Below are 21,694 nucleotides of genomic sequence, written 5' to 3' on the forward strand. Positions count from 1 at the left end.
GCAGGAATGAAGGGACTTGCCGTATTGACTTGCCTGGCGCTCTGCGGCGGCCTCGCACCGGCCGCGGGGCAGGTGGCGTCGCCCTACAGGATCAAGCCTTCGGATGTGGTGCTGCCGCCCGACGTGAAACTGGGAAGCTATCAGCGCACGATCCGTCCGTTCGAGAACTGGACACTGATCTGCGATGAGAACCTCAAGGCGCGCAAGAAGGTCTGCAATGTCTCGCAGGTGATCGAAGATACCTCGGGCAAGATGGCCTTCAGCTGGTCGCTGGCCGCCACGCAGGACGGCAAGCCCTACATGATCGTCCGCACCGCGCCGAACGCCAGGAGCGACGGCCTGGTGTCGCTGAAGTTCGACGGGCGGGACCAAGCGATCGACGTCCACCTGAACGGCTGCAATGACGTGGTCTGCGTCGGCATGCTGCCGGTCGGGCCTGTCATGCGCCAGCAGATCGCGCAGAACGCGACGCCGGCGATTTCCTATTCGACCGTCGACGGCAAGACGATCACCGTGACGGCGGCAACACTCAAGGGGCTGTCGGAAGCCCTTTCGCCACTCAAATGACCGGGGCAACACAATGAGCCAGCAGGACCAGTTCACGTCCGTAAAACGCAGCAGCCCGGCCGTCGAGGCGGAGCGGCAGAGGCTCATCGAACCCACACGCCTGCGATGGCCGCGCGTCGTCGGAGTTTCATTGCTGGGGCTCGTCTTGGCGGGCCTTGGCTTCGCCGCCGGGAACTATGCCGCGATCGCCAACCTGGTCGGCAGCGCGACGGCCGCACAGGCTGAGACAGCCAACCCGGCGCTTCCGGACACGCCTTTCCTCGAGCACGTCAAGCAGGCCGGGGTGCAGGCCTGCTCGACCATCTATCCGGTGCTTGGGCAGATTTTGACTACCGGCACGAAATACAGCGTCAAATCCTTGTGGAACGACCAGGCCGCCGACAAGCATGCGGTCCAGGCGTTCGTCGGCATGGACTATGCGACGGAACGCTATAGCGGGCCCGCCGCCGGTGTCGTTTTCGCGTCGCCCACCGCTTCGGGTTGCGAGGGGACGATGGTGCGCGTGGCGCCGTTCGTCAGCCCGTGCGCCGACCTGCCGTCCATTCTTCCGCAAGGCAGCAAGATCACCGACCATCTCGGACAGGTCGAGGTGTACGAACTCGGCGGCAATGCCGGTGAGGCCCTTCTCTTGCCGACGGGCAAAAGCTGCGTGGTGATCTCCGTCGCTTCGGCGGCGAAATAGGCGAAGCGATCAGGATCAAGGAAAGGGGTGCCGACCATGAGATTGCGGGCTTTGGCAGTTTTGGGCTCGACCCTGTTGTGGAGCGGACACGTCGTCTCGGCCGACCTGGTGGCGCCGTCGGAGCCGCAGCAGGAGGAAAAAGGCATCTGGGCGGCCATCGCCTATTCGCAGTCCGACAGCAAATACGGCTTCTTCTGGGGCGCCGACAAGCGGCAGGAGGCGAAGGACATCGCGCAGAAACATTGCGAGAATGCCGGCGGCAAGGCCTGCAACGTCGTCTCCGTCTTCCGCAACCATCGCCATTGGACTGACGATGACGAGACCGGCTTTCCCTACAAGCATTGCGGCGCGCTCGCCATGGCCGACAAGGTCGAGAACCGTTTCACGCCCTGGGGCGTGAACTCGGCCGAGACCCGCCGAGAGGCCGAAGATCTCGCCTTACAGGCCTGCGAGGCGTCAGGGGCCAAATGCAAGATCCGTGAATGGGTCTGCACATGAAGCGTGGCCTCAAGGCCGCCTGTGCATACGGGGCAATCGCATTCTCGTTGATGTCGCCAGCGTCGGCTGAACAACAGACTGCGGCCGCTCCAAATGGGCCGTCGTCGCTGCGCGAAGTCTATCAGGACTGGAGCGTGGCTTGCTCTGTCCAGGAGAATGCCCGGGTCTGTACGCTTTCGCAGGACCAGGTCCAGAAGAATGGCCAAAGGCTGCTTGCCATGGAGATACAAAGGCGCGCGGACGGGTCGACGACGGCCACCCTGCTTCTGCCCTTCGGCATCCTGCTCGATCCGGGCGTGACGCCCCAGATCGACGATCAGCCGCCATTGTCTCCGCAGCGCTTCAGGACCTGCCTGCCGACAGGCTGCATCGCGGTGTTTTCCATTGACCGATCCGTGCTCGGAAAGCTGAGGGTAGGCGAGGTGCTGAAGCTCAATGTCACGACGGATGCAGAGACGCCACTGACATTCCCGGTGTCGCTGCACGGCCTGACCGCGGCGCCGACCGCATGGTCGCGTTGAGCGCACGGTAACGACAAGCGCGGCGGCCTGCGATGCCGGCCGCCTTTGATGCCAGCCGCTTTGGCTGGGTTCCATGGAACGTTGGCGTGCCGAGGTCGTTTAGTCCCGGTGCCACCGCCAGCGGATCGTGATGATGAAGAAAGCCTACGTCAAACCCACACTTGTGAAACGCGGAAAGCTGACCGAGCGCACCGCACAAATCGTGGCATCCGGGGTCGTATTGGGCGAGTAATCGTATCTTCTGGCGCCTAATGGCTATTTTTCGCGCATCGCCCGGGGGTTCTGGGTGATCGGCTCGGCGAGGTAGGAAAGCACGGTGCGGGCGCCAGTCCGGATCATCGCCTCGCTCGACATGCCAGGCAGCTGCTTGCGGCCCTCCAGCTTGACGATCTCGTTTCTGTCGATCAACACGGTCGCGGCTACGAAGCTGTCGCGGCAATCGGCGCGTCTCGCTGGCAGCGGGGTACGCTGTAAAGCACGACGATGAGCGCCGCCCATTCGCACGAGATTCTCGGGAAAATCGTGCTGATGGCCAGCACGAAGCAGAATAAAGTGCAATTCGGCGGCCTGCAGCCGACCGATCGCTTGTGATGGGGAGAATTTGATGCGGAACACGATGCTGGGCTTCGCGGCACTTGCCCTGGTTGCGTGCCAATCGGCTCCCGTGGAGCCGCAACCCGCCGCTGTCCAACCTCCGTCAGGTCCGGTTGCCGCTCCCCCTGCGTCGGCTCCCGGGACTGCTCCTGCTGGTTCGACAATCATGGATCCATCGGTGACGATCACGCCCCCGGCGAAGGGCGTTCCAACAAAGTACGCCGCTTTCTCGGGCATGTGGGCTGGGCGATTGGAGGGCACGTATGAAGCCAGAGTAGCCGTGCAGACGATTTCGCCAAACGGCAAGGTGACGGTCACCTTCGCGTGGGGCAATCTGGGCGACAACAATCCGGGAGAGGCTGCCGGTGAAGGAAGAATTGTTGGGACCACATTGAAGCTCGGGCGCCTGCCGAACGGCGCGGACATCAGTTTGACGATGTTGCCTGACGGCACGCTGGCCGGAACCTATACGCTCGCCGGCCAAACCTACACGGGCGCGTTCACCAAGCAATGATCAAGGAAGCGTCCGCATGTTCCCGGCCGGGGCCCGGCGCCTCGGCCGGGAGGTCCGCCGGTCAGACGCGGTTCGCGTCGCGAGCGCCGTCGCGTCCGATTTCATTGGATCTGTAGTCGTCAGCGTCCGCGTCAAAGCCCGTCCAGCCACCGGCCCGATACTCGCCGCGGCGTTCTTCCAGGTTCACGGAGTTGGTCTGACTAAGAATCCTTTCAGCGTCCGAGACCAGCGGGTCGTCGACCTTGGCAGTGACCAGCGTGCCGCCGCGTCGAACGCCCTCGGCGTAGACATGGGCATCTTCCTCCGGGACACCGGAATCGGTGAGCGCGCCGACGATGCCACCCGCGGCGCCGCCAACCACAGCACCGCCGACAGCGCCCACTGCCGTGGCAGCCAGCCATCCAGCGGCTACCACCGGGCCGACGCCGGGAATGGCCATCATGCCGAGCCCCGTGAGCAGCCCACCGGCGCCACCGATCACTGCACCAAGCCCGGCACCGCTTGCCGCGCCTTCCCCGGCTTCGGAGTTACCGTTGTGATGCCGGCTATCACCGTCATGCCGATTGTCCGCGTTGCTGGCGACGATGCTGATGTCGGAATGCGGAATGCCCGTGGCTTCAAGTTCGCCAACGGCATCGGAAGCATCGTCATAATTGTCGAACAGTCCGGTTACGGTTTTCATGATTTCGATCTCCTCGGTCTCAGTTTCAGTTGGTGCTGCCGGCAACGACGTTGCCCTTGTAGTCCAGTGCCACCGTGGTGTTCTTGCCGTCCTTGCTTGCCTGACCGCGCCAGACGCCCTGGTCGTCCTTGGTCAGCTTCGACACATCGGCGAAGCCGGCATCCTGGATGCGGCCTTTGGCCTGGGCTTCGGTGAAGGAGTTTGCGCCAGCGAGCGGAGGGGTGGGCACGGGTGTGCCGCCGACCGTGTTCTTTGGCGTCTCGGAACTTGACGACTGGGTGGCCATGTTCGTCGCAATCTTTTCGATCATCCCCTGGTGCATCTTCAGCGTCGGCACCGTCTCCTGGGCGAACGTCTTCAACTCGGCGTTGTCGCCATCCTTGGCGTAGCTTTCGAACAGCTTCACCACGTCGGCGTGTGCATCGCGCTGCATCTGGACATAGGGGCCGTCGATCGGATCCTTGCCGTTCTGCAGAGCGTCGACGTCAGCCTTGTGCTTGGCATCCAACTCCTTCGGAGCCGTCAGCTTCTGCTCGCCGGCGATCGTCTCCAGCTTTGCGTTGGCGGCGCCGTGATCGTCGATCATCTTTTGAGCGAAATCCTTGACGCTCCGATCCTGCACCTTGCTTTCGGCAACCTTGCTGGAATCGACCTCGAACATGCCGCCGGCGGCGGCCTTGTTGACGAAGTCCTGTGCGCTGTCGGCGGCGAGTGCGGGCAGGGCGAAAGCCATGGCTGTGGCTGTGGCCAGTGAGGCCAGGAACAAGCGGGTTTTCATGAGAAAAGATCCTTTTCACGCACACATGTGCTGCGACCTAACTTGCGCCTGCAGGCTTTGTTCCGACGGGTCGAAGATAAACCGACATCACAGACGTTGATTAATCTTGGGGCTGGCGAAGGTCTGCCACCATCGAGATTTTTCATCAGGCTCCGGCACTGCTCCCGCACGGGGCAGAAAAATGCCTGGCACGAGCAGCGGGCCCACGAGCCACCCTTCCATTGTCTCAAGCCCGACGCCCTGTTGGCGACGGGCTTGAGCATCAAGGCCGGGTCAGTCGTAGACTTTGATGATCTTGCGCGTGCCCGGGTCCACAAGAACCGTCCGGTTGTCGATCACGACATAGCGATACTTGACGTTGGGGGACTTCGTGCAGTTCGACCGTGTCCGGCAGCGCCGAGCCGATGTTGAGTTCGACGCCGGGAACCTTGACCGAAGCCAGAGGCTGCTTCTTCACATATTGACGGATCACCGTTTCCTGTTCCGGCTGGATGATCACGTCCTGAGCAGCGACCGCGCCGACGCCGGCGAACAGCAGCAACGCCGCAGCGGCGCCTGTAAGATGCATATTCATCATTATCTCCTTGTGAGGCCGGCGCACGACGACATCGTCCAAAAGCCGCCCTGCAGACCGAACTTGAAGCGGCCCCGAACGTTCCTCGACAGGGGCTTCGGTCGGACGGGGCGCAAGACTTAAGTCTAGCCGCAAAACGCAATGGTCTTGCCAGTTGGTTTGCGTGGAACAGCCCCTGTCCGTGGTTGTTGTCTCCCGGAAAAGTACGGAGAAAACAGATGGATAGGAGTGTTGGCCAAGCGCGCTGGCTGCTCGCGCCGCTGTTCGCGACGGCCCTCGGATTTCTGGTGATGGGAATGCTTCTTGGCTGACATTCCGCAGATCGGCGCGGCTACGTCCCTTCCCTCGCCGGTAGGGTTCGCTCGCTTCTCCGGTTGAAGCGGGCGAACCCTCTATGTTCAACGACGCAGCGTGAGATGCAAAATGTTTAGCGACAAGGAGACCCGAATTGTGGAGGCCGGACTGTTTCTGGCGGTGCCGCTCTCAATCCTGATCGCGGTGCTCGTCGCAAGCCTTTTCTAGGCTCGATTTTGGGTAAGACCCGGCACCGTACAACGACTTCCCAGCCATCTTTTGTGAATGTGAGCCAGCAATTGTTCCGCTACAGGCCTCGTACCAGTGCGGCGCGTTCCTTGCTGCAACGGAGGAGCGTAATTGAGTAAACATAAACAAGATCCGGTCGTTGAGCCTTCAAAGCCACGGCTGCTCAGCGTTCTGGGGCCAGGCCTCATTACCGGGGCGTCCGACGACGATCCCAGTGGCATCGCCACCTATTCCCAGACTGGTGCGCAATTTGGCTTCGGGCTCACCTGGACGATGTTGTTCAGCTACCCGCTGATGTCGGTCGTGCAGGAAATCAGCGCCCGCATCGGACGGACCACCGGTCGCGGCATCGCCGGTAACATGCGAAAGTACTATCCGAACTGGCTGCTGCAGGCGGTCGTCGTCTTGCTGCTCATCGCCAATATCATCAATATCGGCGCCGACCTCGGCGCCATGGCCGACGCCTTGAAACTGATCGTCGGCGGACCTTCCCTTGCCTATGTCGTTGCCTTCGGGGCTGTTTGCGTGGTCCTGCAAATCTTCCTGAAATACAGCCGCTACGTCTCGATCCTGAAATGGCTGACGCTGTCTCTATTCGCCTATTTCGGCACCGTCCTGTTTGTGCATGTGCCGTGGGGCGAGGTAGCGCGCGGGCTTTTCATCCCTGAATTTACCTCGGAGGCAAGTTTCTGGACGTCGGTCGTGGCGATCCTCGGCACGACGATCAGCCCCTATCTGTTCTTTTGGCAAGCGTCACAGGAAGTCGAGGATGAGAAGGCCAAGCCTGAACGTCAGCCGCTCAAGCAAGCTCCGGAGCAGGCAGAAAACGCCATCGGGCGCATTCGGCTCGATACCTATGTCGGCATGGCGTTCTCCAATATCGTGGCCCTGGCAATCATGGTCACGGCCGGCGCGACATTGCACGCCAACGGCGTCACCAACATAGAATCGACGAGCCAGGCAGCCGAGGCGCTCAAGCCGGTTGCCGGGCCCTTTGCATTTGCGATCTTCGCGCTCGGCGTCATCGGAACGGGTCTGCTGGCAATACCGGTCCTTGCCGGTTCGGCGGGGTACGCTTTGGGCGAAGCGCGCAAATGGCCGACAGGCCTTGACCGGAAGCCTCTCGAGGCCAAGGCATTCTACGCGACCATTGCGGTGGCAACCCTTCTTGGCGCGTGCCTGAATTTCACGCCTGTCAATCCCATCAAGGCGCTCTACTGGAGCGCGGTTGTCAACGGCGTAGTGGCGGTGCCGGTGATGGCCGTGATGATGCTGATGACGGCGCGCCGCGATATCATGGGCGAATCCACCGTCCCTCTGCTGATCAGAGCCATAGGTTGGATCGCGACAGCGGTCATGGCTGTTGCCGCGATCGTCATGATCGCCCAGATCCTGTGGAGATAGCACCCCGCCGCAGGGGCGAACCTCTCCGATAAGTTCACACGGGTGTGTTGTGGCGCCGAGGCGGTCTTTGTTTGCTAATCAGTTGAGAGAACTCAGACTGCCGGAGTCGCATCGCTGATACTACTCGCCAACAAATCTATAATGATACCGCTTTGCGCCCATGCGGACGTCAAGGTCGGCAAGGCATCCTCGTCTTAGCCGACATTTTGGTGAATCGTTGCAGTTGCGCCATTAAAGCGCGTCGCGCTGGAGCGGATTCAGGTGACGCGCTTTAGTCTTTGTTTTTATGCATCTCGTTCTCCCAACACCGCTGCGCACTTTTGGGCGACAAGCACTAGAGCGTTTCACCGTTTCATGGAAACGGCGAACCACTCTAACTCTTTGTTTTGACGCAATTCCGGACGGAAAACCGCTCACACTTTTCCTGGAATTGCTTTAGCGCCTGACCAAGGCTGACTTCCGTGTTCTGCGGCGCGATCAACCTGACGGAACCTGGCGTCGCTGCACACATCGAGCACGGCGCGGTCACCCAACCTCGATGTTCATCGCCGCGATCAGCCGCTCGCGCCCGGCGAGCGAGTTCAGCGCCTTGTCCCCGAGCTCCCGGGCGACGAGGTTGAGCAGGGCTTCGCAAAAGACGACATAGGCGCCCATGCTGTTCGAATAGAAACTGCTGGCGTGCGGGATGAAGAAGGCGTGCTCGGCGGGCGGAACGAGCGGCGAGGATCGGGAGTCGGTGATCGCGATCACGCACTGGCCGTTCGCCGCAGCGATCCGGCCGACCTCGGCGACGCTGCGCGTATAGGGCGCGCAACTCGCGACGATCACCGCGTCGCCTGGCTCGAGCTGTGAAAGCGCCTCGGCAACGCCCAAACGCGGCGCGTCCAGAAGCGCCACGTCGGAGCGCACCATGCCAAGGCCATAGGTGAGAAAGCTCGCCAGCGAATGGAACTGGCGAACGCCATGGACGCGCACACGGTGTGCGCTGGCGAGCAGCTTTGTCGCCCCTTTCAGCGAGTCGCCGTCCAACTGGCCGAGGAAGCCGTCGACATTTGCCGCCGTTTCGCGCGCCAACTGCTCGAAGACCTCGGCTTCGGCACCGCCTGCTGATGGCGTCGTCATGAGACGTCCGGCCTGGCGGCTGTAGAAATATTGCTGATCGTTGGCGATGGCCTTGCGGAAGACGGCTTGGAAATCGCTGAAGCCTTCGAAGCCGAGACGCTTGGCCAGCCTGGTCAGGGTCGATGGATTGATGCCGAACTGATCGGCGAGTTCCGAGATCGTGCGGACGGCCGACTGCTCGGGCGCCTCGACCAGCTTGGCGAACACGTCATGTGCTTTGGAGCCGAGGGAGAAGCCCGCTTCGTCACGGCCAATCGAGAGCGCCAACGCCCTCAATTCCTCGATGGTGCGCGGCGGCTCCGCGGCTGCTTCCTCTGGCATCGTTCCTGTTCACCCCGCGACAGGGACCAGCCCATCCCGCATGTCGAAACGCACTGCTTCGTGCGCTCCATCGTAGACAGCCCACTCGACCTTGTCAGCCCCGACGCGGAAGACGGCGCTTGCCATGGTGTTCTCGACATCGCTGTCGGCCGGATCGGTGCGATAGATCGGCAGCTCCGCGTCGGCGGCGTCCCACAAGATGGCGAGCGCGCGACCTTTCGGGTCCGATTGAGACTTCTGGCCGAGCAGGGCTTCGGCCCGTCGCTGGCGCACGCCTGACGAGCCGGTGACGATCTGAGATATGCGCCCGGTGTCGGCATGGATCAGATGGTTGGAATGGACACGCGCCGCTTCGACCCGGTCGGCCGACAGCGCCTGCGCGGTGAACTCGATGCTCAGCAGCCGCTCGTCGCCTGCCTGCGCCAGGGTCAGGTGGAAGGCGCCGGCGCGCGGCACCGATCTGAGCAGGGCCAGCGCCGCGTCGAGGTCCGGTGCGTCGAGTACAGCGCGGGCGAGTACCATGCGCGGCGCCCCCGCGCCGCCGGCCAGCGGCCTGATGTTGTTGACAGTTTGCACCAGCCCTTTCGACGTAACCGCGAGCGTATGCCCGGGCAGCGAGCCGGGATAGACGAAGGCGGTGAATTCATTGCCACCTTCCGAGGCGACATGCGCGAGCGCACAGTGGCCGGCGAAATCCGGATCGCCATCCTCGTTGTGACCGATGACATTGGGGGAACCGGGCAATTGAACGGTCGTGCAGCCATCCGGCGCCATCGCCCAGATGTCACCGCGGCAGTTCCACAGGAACACATCGTCGAACCCCAATTCGAGCCCGGCGGCGAGGCCGTGCAGTTCGGCCCAGTATCGGGGAAACCGCTCCCGCACGATCGTCGCCATCGTGCCGATGCGCGGATCGGCACGCCGCGTGTTGAGCTCGCGCCATGCCGCGGACGTCTGGAAATGCTCGTGCAGCGCCGCTCGGCCGAAATGCCCAAGGGCAGCCCCGACGTCATAGGGCGACCCGGCGACATCGATGAAGGAAAGCCGGCGGCCGGCATCACGCGACATGCTGGAGAAACTCTTTCAAGCGGGGGTTTTGCGGGTTTGCAAGCAGGTCCCGCGGCTCTCCGTCAACAGCGATCTTGCCGCCTTCCATGAAGATCAGCCTGGTCCCGACCTTGCGGGCAAAAGCCATCTCGTGCGTGACGACGATCATCGTCATGCCTTCCTCGGCCAGCGCCTGCATCACGCGCAGCACTTCATGCCGCAATTCGGGATCGAGCGCCGAGGTCGGCTCGTCGAACAGCATCAGTTTCGGCCTGACGGCCAGCGCGCGGGCGATAGCGACGCGCTGCTGCTGGCCGCCGGAAAGCTCGCTCGGAAAGTGATGCGCCCGTTCGGCAAGGCCGACCTTGGCGAGCATTTCCAGCGCCTGCTTGCGTGCCTCCTGCCGCGTTTCGCCACGCACGCGGCGCGGGCCGAAGGCGACATTCTCGAGTGCCGTCATCTGCGGAAACAGATTGAACTGCTGGAAGACCATTCCGGCTTCCTGGCGGATCAGACGGACCTTGCGGCCGCCGGATTTGACGCTGATGCCATCGACAACGAGGTCGCCGCCGTTGATCTCCTCCAGCGCGTTGATGCAGCGCAGCAGCGTCGACTTGCCGGAGCCGGATGGGCCGATCAGGACAACCTTCTCGCCGGGCTCGATCGAGAGATCCACCTGGTCGAGGATGGTCACCTGGCCGAAGCGCTTGGTGACTTGTCTGAACTCAACGATGCTCACAGGATGCGCATCCTCTTTTCGGTCAGTCTCAGGATCAGGGTGAGCGTGCCGGTCATGATGAGGTAGAATATCGCCACCGCCGACCAGATCTCAACGGCGCGGAAGTTGGCAGCCATGATCTCCTGGCCCTGCCGGGTGAGTTCGCCGACGCCGATGACGATGAACAGCGAGGTGTCCTTCAGGCTGACGATGAACTGGTTGCCGAGCGCCGGGATCATGCGGCGGAAGGCGAGCGGGCCGATGATGTAGAGAAGCACTTTCCAGAAGGGCAGGCCGAGCGCCAGGCCGGCCTCGCGCAATCCGCGATGCACGGAAAGGAAAGCGCCGCGCACGATCTCGGCGATATAGGCGCCGGCATTGATGATGATCGCCATGACGGCCGCCGCCAGCGGGTTGATGCGGACATCCGCCAGGATCGGCAGCGCGAAATAGATGAACATCACCTGCACGATGATCGGGGTACCGCGTATGATCTCGATGTAGACCATGGCGATGGCGTTGAGGACGATGTTGCCGTAGGCGCGCGCCAGGCCAGCGGCGAAGCCGATCACCAGCCCGCCGGCGAGCCCGGCCAGCGCGATCAGCACCGTGAGGCGGGCGCCCTTCAACAGCTCGGGCAGGGCCTGCCAGATGACGGACCAGTCGAAATCCATGAGAGCTATCCTTCAGGGAAGGCGCGCCGGCCATGCCAGCGCGCCCTGAGATCCAAGGGGAAGATCCAAGGGACCCCCGTGATCAGCTCTTCGGCGGCTCGGTGCCGAACCACTTCTTGTAGATGTCGGCGTAAGTGCCGTCGCCCTTCAGCTTGGCGATGGAGGCATTGACCTTGGCGACGAGCGGGCTGCCTTTCGGGAAGGCGATGCCGTATTGCTGGGCCATCATCTGCGGGCCGACGGTCTTCACTTTCCCCTGGCCGTTGGTCTTGATGTAGTAGAGCACGTTCGGCGTGTCGTGCATGGCGGCGTCGGCGCGTCCCGTCGCGACCTCGAGATAGGCGTTGTCGCTGTTCGGGAACAGGCGCAACTCCGTGCCCTTGAAGTGCTCCTTGGCGTAGTCGGTCGCCGACGTGCCGGTCTTCACGGCGAGCGTCTTGCCGACGAGATCATCCGGACCCTTGATCGTGCTGTCTACAGGCACCATCAAAAGGAAGCCGCTGTCGTAGTAGCCATCTGAAAAGTCGATGACCTTCTTGCGCTCGTCCTTGATGGTGATGCCGGCGAGCCCGACATCGACCTGCTTGGTCTGCAGCGCCGGGATGATGCCGTTGAAGTCCATCGGCTGCAGCGTATAGGTCACGCCGATATCCTTGGCGACCGCGGCCCACAGGTCGATGTCGAAGCCGACATATTTGTCGCCTTCCTTGAATTCGAACGGAACAAAGGCGGTGTCCGTCGCCACGATCAGGTCGTCGGCGAGGGTCGGCTGGCCAAGGATGAGCGTTGCCGCGACGGCCGCGGCGGCGGTGAGACTTGCAAGTGCGAACTTCATTTTCGGGTTCCCCTTTTTGTTGGAATTGCGCGGGAACCCTAGCACTGTCGACGCGGTGTCGCAAATCGAAAATGCTTTTGTGTATCAAATGCACTGCAGATTTGCATTTCGACGACGCCCAGCGGAAATTCAAATGCTTCCGGCGGCGCCCCACTGGTGTCTAAGCGCGTCGGCGCTTGCGACAGCGAGCCCGCAGGCTTCGACTGCCCGCCTCGTGGCCGTCACGAGGTCCTGATTTCCGGGGGCGAGCGCCCTGTCGGGCAGGAAAAGATTGTTCTCGAATCCGACGCGGGCATGGCCGCCGAGCAATGCCGCGGTGGTAACGCAGGCCGTTTCCTGGCCGCCGAAGGCGCAAACCATCCAGTGGCCAAAGGACGGACTGCCGGGCGCCAGGAACGGCAGGAGGTCGGCTGGAGCGGACGTCTGCCCCACCGTATAGCGGCCGAGCACATAGAGAACCGGCAGATTGTCGAAGGGGATCACGCCGCGGCCCGCAAGCGCCGCCAAGTATGTTGCTTCTTCAGGCGAATAGAGGATGATCTGCGGGATTACTCTCTCGGCGCGCAGCTTTTCGAGGAACGAGGCAAAACCTGCCTCATGCGCTTGATCCGGTACAAGCTCGCGTAAGGCGAGCGAAACCGCCTCGGGACGTGTCTCGAGCACCACCCGCCTCTGCTGTTCTGGCCGGTAGATGCCAAGCGCCTCGCTGGTGATCTGGATGACGAGCCGGTCACCGACGCTTGCCCTGATCGCCGTCGTCGCGGCCCTGTAGCTATCGGCGTCGAGCAAATGGCGCCCGTCACGGTCGCGCACATGGACATGGATCATGGCGGCGCCGGCTTCGAGCGACGCCGCGGCCACATCCGCCAGTTCATCCGGTGTCATCGGTAGGGCGGGATGATCGGCCTGGGTGCGCCGACCGCCATTCGGCGCCACGGCGATCGCAACGCGATTTTGCCCCGACATCAATAGCTCCATTTGTTGCAGATTGGAAATTTATGCACCATATATTGCACGGCGCCGCGTTCGCGTCTATGGTTGCCGCATGATCCGCGCGCCGCTCACCGATGCCATCGTCGAAGTCTTCGACAGCTTGCCGGCGCAGCTTCAGGGTGCCGCCCGCTATCTTCTCGACAATCCCGAGGATGTGGCGCTTCTGTCGATGCGCGAACAGGCGCGGCGCGCCGGCCTGCAGCCCTGGACGATGGTGCGCCTGGCCAAGCGCCTCGGCTTCGACGGCTACGAGCCGCTGCGCTCGCTCTATGCCAATGCCATGCGCCAGGGCGAGCTCGGCTTTGCCGGCAAGGCCGGCACGCAGCTTGCGCGGCAAAGCGAGGTCGGCGACCGCGTCCTGGCCGGCGAGATGTTGAGGTCGCTGTTGGAGCAGATCGCCCTGCTTGGCGAACCCGCACGGCTCGATACGCTTGCCTCGGCAGCCGAACGGCTCCACGCGGCACGCCGGATATTCTGCCTTGGATTGCGCTCCAGCCATCCGGTCGTCGCGCATTTTTCCTACGTCATGTCCTTCCTCGGCGAGAAGGCTCTGATGCTGGACGGCGCGTCCGGAACCGGCACCGACGCCATTCGTCTCGCGACACAAGAGGACGTCCTGTTCGTGGTCAGCGTGGCTCCCTACACCAGGCTGACCGTCGATCTTGCCCGTCGCGCCGCCGCCGGCGGCGTGCCGGTGATCGCGCTCACCGACAGCGCCGTCTCGCCGCTCGCCCGCCTGGCCGCCTTGTCGGTGCTGGTGCCGACCGAAAGTCCGTCCTTCTTCCACGCCATGGCGCCGGCCTTCGTCGTCGGCGAGATCCTCGCCGCGCTGATCGCCGGCAAGGGCGGGGACAAGGCGCTGGCCGCCATCCGCCGCACCGAAGACCAGCTCTCCCAACTCGACATCCACATCTTGCCGCCGCGCGGCCGGAGGAAAGCATGACCCATATCCTGCATCGCCAGATCCACGGCTCGCTTCCCGTCGCCAGCGGTGGCAAGGGCATCGAGCTCTTCGACAGCAACGGTCGCGCCTATATTGACGCGTCCGGCGGCGCCGCCGTCTCGTGCCTCGGCCACGGCCATCCCGATGTCATCGCCGCCATGCACCGCCAGGCCGACAAGCTCGCCTATGCTCATACTTCGTTCTTCACCAGCGACGTCGCCGAGGCGCTCGCCGACCGGCTCGTCGCCGACGCGCCCGCCGGCATCAGCCACTGCTATTTTGTCTCAGGCGGTTCGGAAGCGGTCGAGGCGGCGCTCAAGATGGCCCGGCAGTATTTCGTCGAGGTCGGTGAGCCGGGGCGTCGCAACATCATCGCGCGCAAGCAGAGCTATCACGGCAACACGCTGGGCGCGCTGGCGACCGGCGGCAACGAATGGCGCCGCGCGCAGTTTCGCCCGCTGCTCATCGAGACCCATCACATCGACCCATGCTTTGCCTATCGCTTCCAGCGGGCCGGCGAGGCGGACGAGGACTACGCAGCCCGCGCGGCGCGGGCGCTTGAAGACAAGATCCTCGAGCTCGGGCCGGAAACGGTCATGGCTTTCGTCGCCGAGACCGTGGTCGGCGCGACCGCGGGCGCCGTGCCGCCGGTGGCGGATTACCTGCGCCGCATCCGCGACATCTGCGACCGCTACGGCGTGCTCTTGATCCTCGACGAGGTGATGTGCGGCATGGGCCGCACCGGAACGCTTCATGCCTGCGAACAGGATGGTGTTGCTCCCGACCTGATGACGATCGCCAAGGGGCTCGGCGGCGGCTATCAGCCGATCGGCGCCGTCCTGCTCAGCCAGAAGATATTCGACGCTTTCGCGAACGGCTCGGGCCTCTTCCAGCACGGCCACACCTACATCTGCCATCCCATGGCTTGCGCCGCGGCTCTTGCCGTTCAGCAGGTCATCGCGCGCGACAGGCTGCTCGACAACGTGAAGACCATGGGCGCGCATCTGGCGCGCCGGCTCGGCGAGCGCTTCAGCAACCATGCCCATGTCGGCAACATTCGCGGACGCGGCCTCTTCATGGCGGTCGAACTGGTCGAGGACCGCTCGGCCAGGCTGGCTTTCGACCCCAAGCGAAAGTTGCATGCGCGGATCAAGAAGGAAGCCATGGCGCGCGGCCTGCTCGTCTACCCGATGGGTGGTACAATCGACGGAATCAAAGGCGACCACGTGCTGCTGGCTCCGCCGTTCATTTGCGATATACCCGCTATTGACGCGATCGTGGATCGGCTTGGCGATGCCATCGACGCGGCATTGCGCGCATCAGATTAGCCGACGTTCTGCCCCTTGTTGCCGCAGGTCCGTTTTAGGTCGAATACACAGGCTTTTTGAAAGTCCGCTTCTGAGCTTGCGAAGCCTCAAGCTCTCTGTCAGCCATCGCTCCCCTGCAGCCATTCGCGAGATTCACGGCGGATGATCGTGTCTGGCGCTTCTCGCTGTTCTGGACCCCGCATGCTCCTTTCCGTCCAAAGCTGTTGATCTGCAGGGCGGCCGTCGCCCGCCAGGGCGTGACGTCCGCGCGGCTCCATCGGGAGTGGGCGCACCTCCGCTGATCGATGATGCATGTTGTAATTGCACACTCAGCGAGAACAGCCGTCGTCCGCACTCGGACTTCATCTCGAATGTATCTGCTTGAAGCGGCCATGGGCACCGGTCGGTAATCGTTCAAACTTTGAAATTATTGAGGAATTTTGCCCGATGGCGCTGCCGATAGCGCCTGGTTTTCCAGTTATTTCAATAACTTAGGTGATTTTGGTAGAGGGAGAGCGCTACCGCCTTTCCCCCCGCTCAGAACCCCGGCGATATTTTCTACGGTGTTGGGCGTGATGGACCTGTCTTGGTGCTGCAAAGACCGGCGGGGAACGAGAAAGTCTGACCTGAAACCGACGAACGTTTTCCACGACGCGAACGGCAGCTTCGCGCCTCATATCGGTCATTAAATGGATCGTGATGGCACGCAAAGAGCGGACGTTGCCATTTGCGGATACTCCGAGGGGCTTGCGCAGTATCGCGACATGCTGGAGCCTGGCCGCTCGGTGGTGATCACCGTTTCGGCGGAAGACCGGCCGGATGGCATCAATCTGCGCATCCAGACCGTGCAGTCCGGTGGAGGACGAGGCCAGCCGCATCCAGAAGGCGCTGCGCATCTTCGTGCGCGATTCCGCACCTCTCGGCACGCTCGCCAACCAGCTTTCGGTCAAGGGGTGAAGGGCAGGTGAGCTTCGTGCTGATCAAGGATGCCGGACAGGGCGAGGTCGAGATCGAATTGCCTAACCGCTACCGCATCTCGCCGCAGGTGGCGTCGGCGATGCGGGCGGTGCCCGATGTGGTCGAGGTGGAGTTGGTTTAGGCCAGCTCGCCCCCGGCGCTGCAGGTTCAGGGCAGGCATTTTTCCTCCGGTCTCGCAGCCTTGTCATACGCTTCGGAGAGGAAGGGGTTGGGACCGCTCCCCCACAAGGGAACGGTCCCATCATTCTATGCCGCCTGAACGGTGCCTCGGCCGACGAGGCTGATGTCGTCCGGATTGATGAGGTCTGAACTCGTCCAGCCGGAAAGGTCATATTCGCTCATGCAGTCCTTCACGATGGATTGCATCGAGGCCAGATCTCCGGTCGCGGTGGCGGCGTTCAGGGTTTCGATCCTCAGGTTCTCGTAGTTGCCGGCATAGTTTCGTTCATACAGTTCGTGGCGTCCGCCGAATTCGGTTCCGATGGCATCCCAAAGCAGCTTCAGCAGTTTGACGCGATCGAGCGCTGCATAACCGTTCGAACCGCGCACGAAGCGGTCGAGGTAGGGCCGGATCGCCTCGCTCTCGAAATCGGCCGAACTCGACGGCAGGTAGATCAGGCCGCTGGCGACGTGCCGTTCGATGAGCTCCTTGATTCTGGGGTAAGCCATCGGCGCGAGCACGCGGTAGGCAAGGCCTGCGTTCAGGTTGGGGAGATTGTAGCCGGCGGTACCGTCCCATGGAACCGGCGATTTGACCATGGCGTCGCCGAGCGCATGGAAGGTGTTGCGCCATGCGATGACTTCGCCGACGCCTGCCTGGACGCCGCGGAAGTCCTTTGATCCCGTCGCCTCGACAGCCATCGAAAACAATCCGGCGATGAAGTCCAGTTTCACCGACAGGCGCGTCAGGCCATGCAGGGTGAAGCGCGGGACGAAGCCGGATGCCGGGAAGAACTGGTTGATCTTGTCGACGTCGCCATAGATGAAGATGTTCTCCCACGGAACCAGAACCTTGTCGAAGACCAGGATCGAGTCGTTCTCGTCCAGACGGCTGGAGAGCGGATAGTCGAAGGGCGATCCGGTTGCCGCCGCGTTGAACTCGTAGGACGAGCGGGCGATCAGCTTGATGCCGGGCGAGTCCATGGGCGCGGTGAAGATCAGCGCGAAGGACTTGTCCTTGATCGGGATGCCGTAATGGGCGATGAAATTGTAGTGGGTCAGCGCCGAGCCGGTCGCCACGACTTTCGCGCCCGACACCACCACCCCCTTGTCCGTTTCCTTGTCCACATGCATGAACACGTCGCGGACTTCCTCGATCGGACGGTCCCGATCGATCGGAGGGTTGACGATCGCGTGGTTCCAGTAGTCGAGACGTTCCTGGGTGCGGGCATACCAGTTGCGGGCGTTCCCTGCATAGTCTCCGTAGAAGGCCGAATTGGCGCCGAGCGTGCCAAGGAAAGAAGCCTTGTAGTCGGGCGAACGTCCCATCCAACCGTAGGAAACCTTCTGCAATTCGGCGATCGCATCGCGCGACCTGACCAGATCCTCGGTGGTTTTGGAGCCGAGGAAAAAGGGATGCGTCAGCTTCCCTGAGCCGGTGTCCGTCAACACGCCGATCTCGTTCTTCTTTTCGTGGAAGCGGTCGTACCAGCGCGCAACCATCCGGGCCGAGTTGCGGAATGCCGGATGTTGGGTGACATTCTTGACGCGCTCGCCATAAATATAGATTTCACGGCCGTCCTGGATGCTCTCCAGGAATTCGGCACCGGTGTAGGCATCGGTGCCCGGTGCTTGGGTATCAAGCACCGGCTTGGCAGCCAGATTATGCATATCCTGTACTCCTCCATTGGGCCGGACCAGGCATTCGCTAGCCGGCGTCGGGCTTAGAAAAGGGTTCCTCTTCCCTTCCAAGACCGGAGGCTACGCGCCGATGAAGTGCTAATGATAGGTATCATGCGATACCGGATCGGGTATCGCTGGCGTCGCCACCTAGCGTTAGATTTCGTTCGTCGACGGTGCCGAGAGGATGGCGCCCCCGGTCGCGAACATGGGAGGAGACCATGGTTCACCGCAGAGAAATCGAGACGTCCGTCCATGGTGAGGACATGCTCAGGCTTTCCGCCAGCGTCCTGACGATCGGGTCGTTCGACGGCGTGCATCGCGGGCATCAGGAACTGATCGAAACGGCGGTCATCGCGGCCCGCACGCTGGGTGTTGCGTCGGTGGTCTACACGTTCGACCCGCCTCCCAAGGCGCTGCTGTGCGGCGTCCGGCCGCTGACGTCGATCGAGGACAAGGTGGCGAGGATCAGCCTGCTGGGACCGGACCACATCATCGTCGCTCGCTTCGACGCGGCGTATCGGGCCCGCACGGCAGGTGACTTCGTCGGCGAGATCGGCGCGCTGATGCCACAGGTCATCTGGGTCGGAGCAGACTTCCGGTTCGGTTCCTGCAAGAGCGGCGATCCGCTGCTCCTCGCTCGCTACTTCGACACCCGCATCCTTCCGGCCGTGCGTTGCGAGGCCGGAGAGATCGTGTCGAGCTCGCGTATCCGCGCCCTGAGGGCCGCGGGACGCTCTATCGAGGCCGAGATACTCGAAGGGTGGTCCGGCCGGCCATACGCCCGTGCTGTTCATGCAAGCGGAGGATCACATGTCACAGCTTGAGCAACGGACGTTCCGCGACGCATGCGGGCTTTTCGCCACGGGGGTCAACGTCATCACCACCCATTGGGATGGATACGACCACGGGATGACCGCCAATGCATTCATGTCGATATCGCTCGACCCGCCGCTGATTGCGATCTCGGTCGCCGAGAAAGCGCGCATGCTTGGAAAGATACAGGCCTCGGGCCGATTTGCTGTCAGTGTTCTGGCGTCCGGCAAGGACAAGATCGCCTGGCATTTTGCAGGCAAGCCCAATCCTGAGCTTCACGGTCTGTTCGATTCACTCGACGGGCTGCCGGTGGTCCGCGGCGCGCTCGCCACCTTTTCGGCGGAAGTTCGCGACGAGATCCTTGCCGGCGATCACACGATCTTCGTCGGCCACGTCCGGGCGCTCAACTGGGACAGCAATGCCGATCCGCTGCTGTTCTTCAAAGGCAAGTTCGGCTCGCTCGAAGACACCCGCAAGGCCCCTGCGAGCATGCCGCAGATCGAAACTGAACTCATGTGGTGACCCAAAAACAAACCCACGCTGCCATTCAAGGAGGAAAATATGCGCAATGTGACCCAGCAAAACATCTCGGACGTTGTGATCGGAGCCTTGTCTTTGGATATCCCGGCGCGCAATCGCCAGATTCTTGAGAATCTGATCCGGCACATCCATGCGTTTTGCATCGAAACCAAGGTGACGCATGCCGAACTGATCCAGGCCTGCCAGTTCCTGGTTCGCGCCGGCCACATCTCGGATGACGCCCGCAACGAATTCATCCTGCTTTCCGACATCCTCGGAATAGAGGTCCTCGTCGACATGCTCGACCACACCGTCACAGACGGCGAAAGCGAGTCGACCGTTCTTGGGCCATTCTATCGCGAGAATCCGCCGGTGCTGCCGAAAGGCGCCTCGATCGTCCAGAAGAGCTTCGAAGGCTGTCAGAGCGTGCGCGTCAGCGGCGCAATCAGCGACACGTCGGGGCGGCCCATTCCGGGCGTCATCATCGATGTGTGGGAAGACGCTCCGAACGGTCTCTACGAACAGCAGGATCCGGACCAGCCCGACTATAATTTGCGGGGCCGTTTCCTCACCGATGAAGAGGGCCGGTACGAATTTGTAGGTATCCGCCCGGCGCCGTATCCAATTCCCTACGATGGGGCGGCCGGCGAGTTGCTGAACTATATGGGCCACCATCCGTGGCGGCCGGGGCATATCCACTTCATGATCCAGAAGGACGGTTACCAAAGCCTGGTCTCGCAGATCTACGACGCCGACACGAAATACCTCGACAACGATGCGGTCTTCGCCGTCAAGGAAAGCCTGATCGGCAAGTTGCACAAAGCGCCTGCCGGATCGGACACGGACCTGGTCATGGAATTCGACTTCAAGCTCAAGCCAAAGGCTGCCGAAATCGCCGTCGCGGCCGAATAACAGTCAGCAATCGACCCGCCTGGTGCTTGCCCAGGCGGGTTCTCCCGAGGGCAGTCGGTATGTCGATCAACGTCACCGAGAACATTCCACCCCGCGCCGCTCCCATCGAGCTTGCGCGCGACACGCGGGTCAGATCGATTGCCGCGACCATCATCGAGGCGCCGACAGTCCGTCGCCACAAGCTTTCGAATACCGAGATAGCGCACCAAGGGTTCGTCCTCGTACGCGTCCAGCTTGAAAACGGCGTCACCGGGATTGGTGAGGCCTCCACGCTCGGAGGACCGCGCTGGGCCGAAGAAAGCGTGGAATCCATCTGGGCCGCCATAGCGAACTACCTCGAACCTGCGCTTGTTGGTCAGAACGCCATGCTCTTCGAAGCCAATGCCGTGCGCATGGCCAAGGCCGCAACGCGCAATTTCGCGGCAAAAGCAGCGGTGGAGTCGGCGCTCTTCGACGCCGTCGGCCATACGCTCGGGCTGCCCGTCAGTGCCTTGCTTGGCGGACAGGTCAGAGATCGGATGGGTGTCATCTGGGCGCTTGCTTCGGGTGATGCCGGGCAGGAACTCGAGGAGGCGAGGGAAAAGCTCCGGCTGCGCCACCACAAGGATTTCAAGATCAAGCTCGGCTTCAACTCGCCTGAGGCCGACATCGTGCGCTTGCAACATCTTCGTGCCGGCCTGGGTGACGACGTGAAGCTGATCGTCGATGTCAATCAGGCGTGGACCGAGGCGCTTTGCATCCGGCTTTTTCCTGCTCTTGAGGAACTCAATGTCGCGTTGATCGAACAGCCCGTTCAAGCAAGCCAACGCGAAGCGATGGCGCGCGTCGCGGCCCGCACGCACATTCCGCTTCTCATCGACGAGGCTGCGTTCACCAATTCGGAGCTGGCCAGCGTGGCGACGCAGGCCTGCGGCAGCGTCTATTCGCTGAAGCTGGTCAAGAGCGGCGGCCTCCTGGAACTCAAGCGGGCCGCCGGCATCGCCCAGGCGTTCGGAATCGAACTCTACGGCGGCTGCCTGCTGGAGAGCAGCATCGGCGCCGCGGCCCACATGGCCGTCTTCTCGACACTGCCTCGCCTCGAATGGGGAAGCGAACATTTCGGTCCGCGAATACTGGTCGAGGATCTTGTCGCTACGCCGCTGGTGTTCGAGGAATTCGAAATACGCGTGCCGGCCGGGCCGGGGCTCGGTGTGACGCTGGACGAGGACAAGGTGCGCATGATGGCCCGTAAGATGTGAGACCGACCATGCCGCGCGTTCGAAATTTACGCCAGCGACTCGACGACATGGCGGCCGCCCTCGAGCGGAGACCTC

The 21,694-nt window shown here is 62.5% G+C and carries 21 protein-coding genes and 3 pseudogenes; 13 read left to right on the top strand and 11 right to left on the bottom strand.

Annotated elements, in window-relative coordinates; genetic code table 11:
- Positions 1-6 precede the first annotated feature (6 nt).
- The 4 genes and pseudogenes from ACWGS8_RS05210 to ACWGS8_RS05225 all read left to right on the top strand — a co-directional run bounded on the left by ACWGS8_RS05210 (position 7) and on the right by ACWGS8_RS05225 (position 2,279).
- Positions 7-567 carry an invasion associated locus B family protein gene (locus ACWGS8_RS05210; protein ID WP_454579903.1) on the top strand — a complete coding sequence of 187 codons (561 nt, stop codon included), beginning with the start codon at positions 7-9 and terminating at the stop codon, positions 565-567.
- A gap of 13 nt (positions 568-580) precedes the next feature.
- Positions 581-1,249: a hypothetical protein gene (locus ACWGS8_RS05215; RefSeq protein ID WP_454579904.1), complete on the top strand. Its 669-nt coding sequence runs from the start codon at positions 581-583 to the stop codon at positions 1,247-1,249.
- A gap of 36 nt (positions 1,250-1,285) precedes the next feature.
- Positions 1,286-1,747, top strand: coding sequence for a DUF4189 domain-containing protein (locus ACWGS8_RS05220; protein WP_454579905.1), 462 nt, complete (start codon positions 1,286-1,288; stop codon positions 1,745-1,747).
- Positions 1,732-2,279: pseudogene (locus tag ACWGS8_RS05225) on the top strand (invasion associated locus B family protein). Before ACWGS8_RS05220 ends, ACWGS8_RS05225 begins: the two are co-directional and overlap by 16 nt.
- A 244-nt stretch (positions 2,280-2,523) precedes the next feature.
- Here the strand turns inward: ACWGS8_RS05225 and ACWGS8_RS05230 are convergent.
- On the bottom strand, positions 2,524-2,883 hold the full coding sequence (locus ACWGS8_RS05230) for a hypothetical protein (protein WP_454579906.1): 360 nt from the start codon (positions 2,881-2,883) through the stop codon (positions 2,524-2,526).
- Between the two features lie 157 nt (positions 2,884-3,040).
- Here ACWGS8_RS05230 and ACWGS8_RS05235 point away from each other — a divergent pair, with 157 nt between their 5' ends.
- Positions 3,041-3,376, top strand: a complete 336-nt coding sequence (locus ACWGS8_RS05235; protein ID WP_454579907.1) for a hypothetical protein — start codon at positions 3,041-3,043, stop codon at positions 3,374-3,376.
- A 61-nt stretch (positions 3,377-3,437) separates the two neighbouring features.
- On the opposite strand, the gene ACWGS8_RS05240 is transcribed toward ACWGS8_RS05235, so the two are convergent.
- The 3 genes and pseudogenes from ACWGS8_RS05240 to ACWGS8_RS05250 all read right to left on the bottom strand — a co-directional run bounded on the left by ACWGS8_RS05240 (position 3,438) and on the right by ACWGS8_RS05250 (position 5,410).
- Positions 3,438-4,058: a general stress protein gene (locus ACWGS8_RS05240; RefSeq protein WP_454579908.1), complete on the bottom strand. Its 621-nt coding sequence runs from the start codon at positions 4,056-4,058 to the stop codon at positions 3,438-3,440.
- Between the two features lie 25 nt (positions 4,059-4,083).
- Entirely contained in the window at positions 4,084-4,836 is a 753-nt protein-coding gene (locus tag ACWGS8_RS05245) for a DUF4142 domain-containing protein (protein WP_454579909.1), read from the bottom strand.
- A 273-nt stretch (positions 4,837-5,109) separates the two neighbouring features.
- Positions 5,110-5,410: pseudogene (locus ACWGS8_RS05250) on the bottom strand (DUF1236 domain-containing protein).
- A 654-nt stretch (positions 5,411-6,064) separates the two neighbouring features.
- On the opposite strand from ACWGS8_RS05250, the gene ACWGS8_RS05255 reads away from it, so the two are divergent.
- Positions 6,065-7,357, top strand: a complete 1,293-nt coding sequence (locus ACWGS8_RS05255) for an Nramp family divalent metal transporter (RefSeq protein WP_454579910.1) — start codon at positions 6,065-6,067, stop codon at positions 7,355-7,357.
- A 525-nt stretch (positions 7,358-7,882) separates the two neighbouring features.
- On the opposite strand, the gene ACWGS8_RS05260 is transcribed toward ACWGS8_RS05255, so the two are convergent.
- The 6 genes from ACWGS8_RS05260 to ACWGS8_RS05285 form a co-directional block, all read right to left on the bottom strand.
- Positions 7,883-8,800 carry an SIS domain-containing protein gene (locus tag ACWGS8_RS05260; RefSeq protein WP_454579911.1) on the bottom strand — a complete coding sequence of 306 codons (918 nt, stop codon included), beginning with the start codon at positions 8,798-8,800 and terminating at the stop codon, positions 7,883-7,885.
- 9 nt (positions 8,801-8,809) lie between these two features.
- Positions 8,810-9,868, bottom strand: coding sequence for a C45 family autoproteolytic acyltransferase/hydolase (locus ACWGS8_RS05265; RefSeq protein WP_454579912.1), 1,059 nt, complete (start codon positions 9,866-9,868; stop codon positions 8,810-8,812).
- Complete coding sequence (gene glnQ / locus ACWGS8_RS05270) at positions 9,858-10,586, bottom strand: glutamine ABC transporter ATP-binding protein GlnQ (RefSeq protein ID WP_454579913.1); 729 nt, start codon at positions 10,584-10,586, stop codon at positions 9,858-9,860. Before glnQ ends, ACWGS8_RS05265 begins: the two co-directional genes overlap by 11 nt.
- Positions 10,583-11,239 (bottom strand): glutamine ABC transporter permease GlnP, encoded by a 657-nt coding sequence (glnP, locus tag ACWGS8_RS05275; protein ID WP_454579914.1) that lies wholly within the window; start codon positions 11,237-11,239, stop codon positions 10,583-10,585. Before glnP ends, glnQ begins: the two co-directional genes overlap by 4 nt.
- A gap of 82 nt (positions 11,240-11,321) precedes the next feature.
- Positions 11,322-12,074 (bottom strand): glutamine ABC transporter substrate-binding protein GlnH, encoded by a 753-nt coding sequence (glnH, locus tag ACWGS8_RS05280; RefSeq protein ID WP_454579915.1) that lies wholly within the window; start codon positions 12,072-12,074, stop codon positions 11,322-11,324.
- Positions 12,075-12,203: 129 nt separating this feature from the next.
- The gene (locus ACWGS8_RS05285) at positions 12,204-13,040 is read right to left on the bottom strand and encodes a 3-keto-5-aminohexanoate cleavage protein (RefSeq protein WP_454579916.1); all 837 of its coding nucleotides are present in this window, start codon (positions 13,038-13,040) and stop codon (positions 12,204-12,206) included.
- 79 nt (positions 13,041-13,119) lie between these two features.
- On the opposite strand from ACWGS8_RS05285, the gene ACWGS8_RS05290 reads away from it, so the two are divergent.
- The 3 genes and pseudogenes from ACWGS8_RS05290 to ACWGS8_RS05300 all read left to right on the top strand — a co-directional run.
- A complete protein-coding gene (locus ACWGS8_RS05290) occupies positions 13,120-14,010 on the top strand; it encodes a MurR/RpiR family transcriptional regulator (protein ID WP_454579917.1) in 891 nt (296 codons plus the stop codon).
- Complete coding sequence (locus ACWGS8_RS05295; RefSeq protein ID WP_454579918.1) at positions 14,007-15,338, top strand: aspartate aminotransferase family protein; 1,332 nt, start codon at positions 14,007-14,009, stop codon at positions 15,336-15,338. Before ACWGS8_RS05290 ends, ACWGS8_RS05295 begins: the two co-directional genes overlap by 4 nt.
- A 713-nt stretch (positions 15,339-16,051) precedes the next feature.
- Positions 16,052-16,416, top strand: a pseudogene (locus ACWGS8_RS05300) (DNA polymerase III subunit alpha); the annotation flags it as partial.
- 125 nt (positions 16,417-16,541) lie between these two features.
- Here ACWGS8_RS05300 and ACWGS8_RS05305 read toward each other — a convergent pair.
- Positions 16,542-18,125, bottom strand: coding sequence for a 4-hydroxyphenylacetate 3-hydroxylase N-terminal domain-containing protein (locus tag ACWGS8_RS05305; protein ID WP_454579919.1), 1,584 nt, complete (start codon positions 18,123-18,125; stop codon positions 16,542-16,544).
- A 230-nt stretch (positions 18,126-18,355) separates the two neighbouring features.
- Between ACWGS8_RS05305 and ACWGS8_RS05310 the strand changes: the two genes are divergently transcribed.
- From ACWGS8_RS05310 to ACWGS8_RS05325, 4 genes are read left to right on the top strand one after another with little or no spacing between them, the layout of a single operon-like run.
- Entirely contained in the window at positions 18,356-18,961 is a 606-nt protein-coding gene (locus tag ACWGS8_RS05310) for an FAD synthetase (RefSeq protein WP_454579920.1), read from the top strand.
- Positions 18,948-19,472 (top strand): flavin reductase family protein, encoded by a 525-nt coding sequence (locus tag ACWGS8_RS05315; RefSeq protein WP_454579921.1) that lies wholly within the window; start codon positions 18,948-18,950, stop codon positions 19,470-19,472. The genes ACWGS8_RS05310 and ACWGS8_RS05315 overlap by 14 nt, the downstream gene beginning before the upstream one ends.
- Before the next feature lie 39 nt (positions 19,473-19,511).
- The gene (locus ACWGS8_RS05320) at positions 19,512-20,381 is read left to right on the top strand and encodes a dioxygenase family protein (RefSeq protein WP_454579922.1); all 870 of its coding nucleotides are present in this window, start codon (positions 19,512-19,514) and stop codon (positions 20,379-20,381) included.
- A 59-nt stretch (positions 20,382-20,440) separates the two neighbouring features.
- Positions 20,441-21,619: a muconate/chloromuconate family cycloisomerase gene (locus tag ACWGS8_RS05325; RefSeq protein ID WP_454579923.1), complete on the top strand. Its 1,179-nt coding sequence runs from the start codon at positions 20,441-20,443 to the stop codon at positions 21,617-21,619.
- The last annotated feature ends 75 nt before the right edge of the window (positions 21,620-21,694 follow it).

It is taken from the genome of Mesorhizobium sp. 43Arga, from assembly GCF_053714255.1.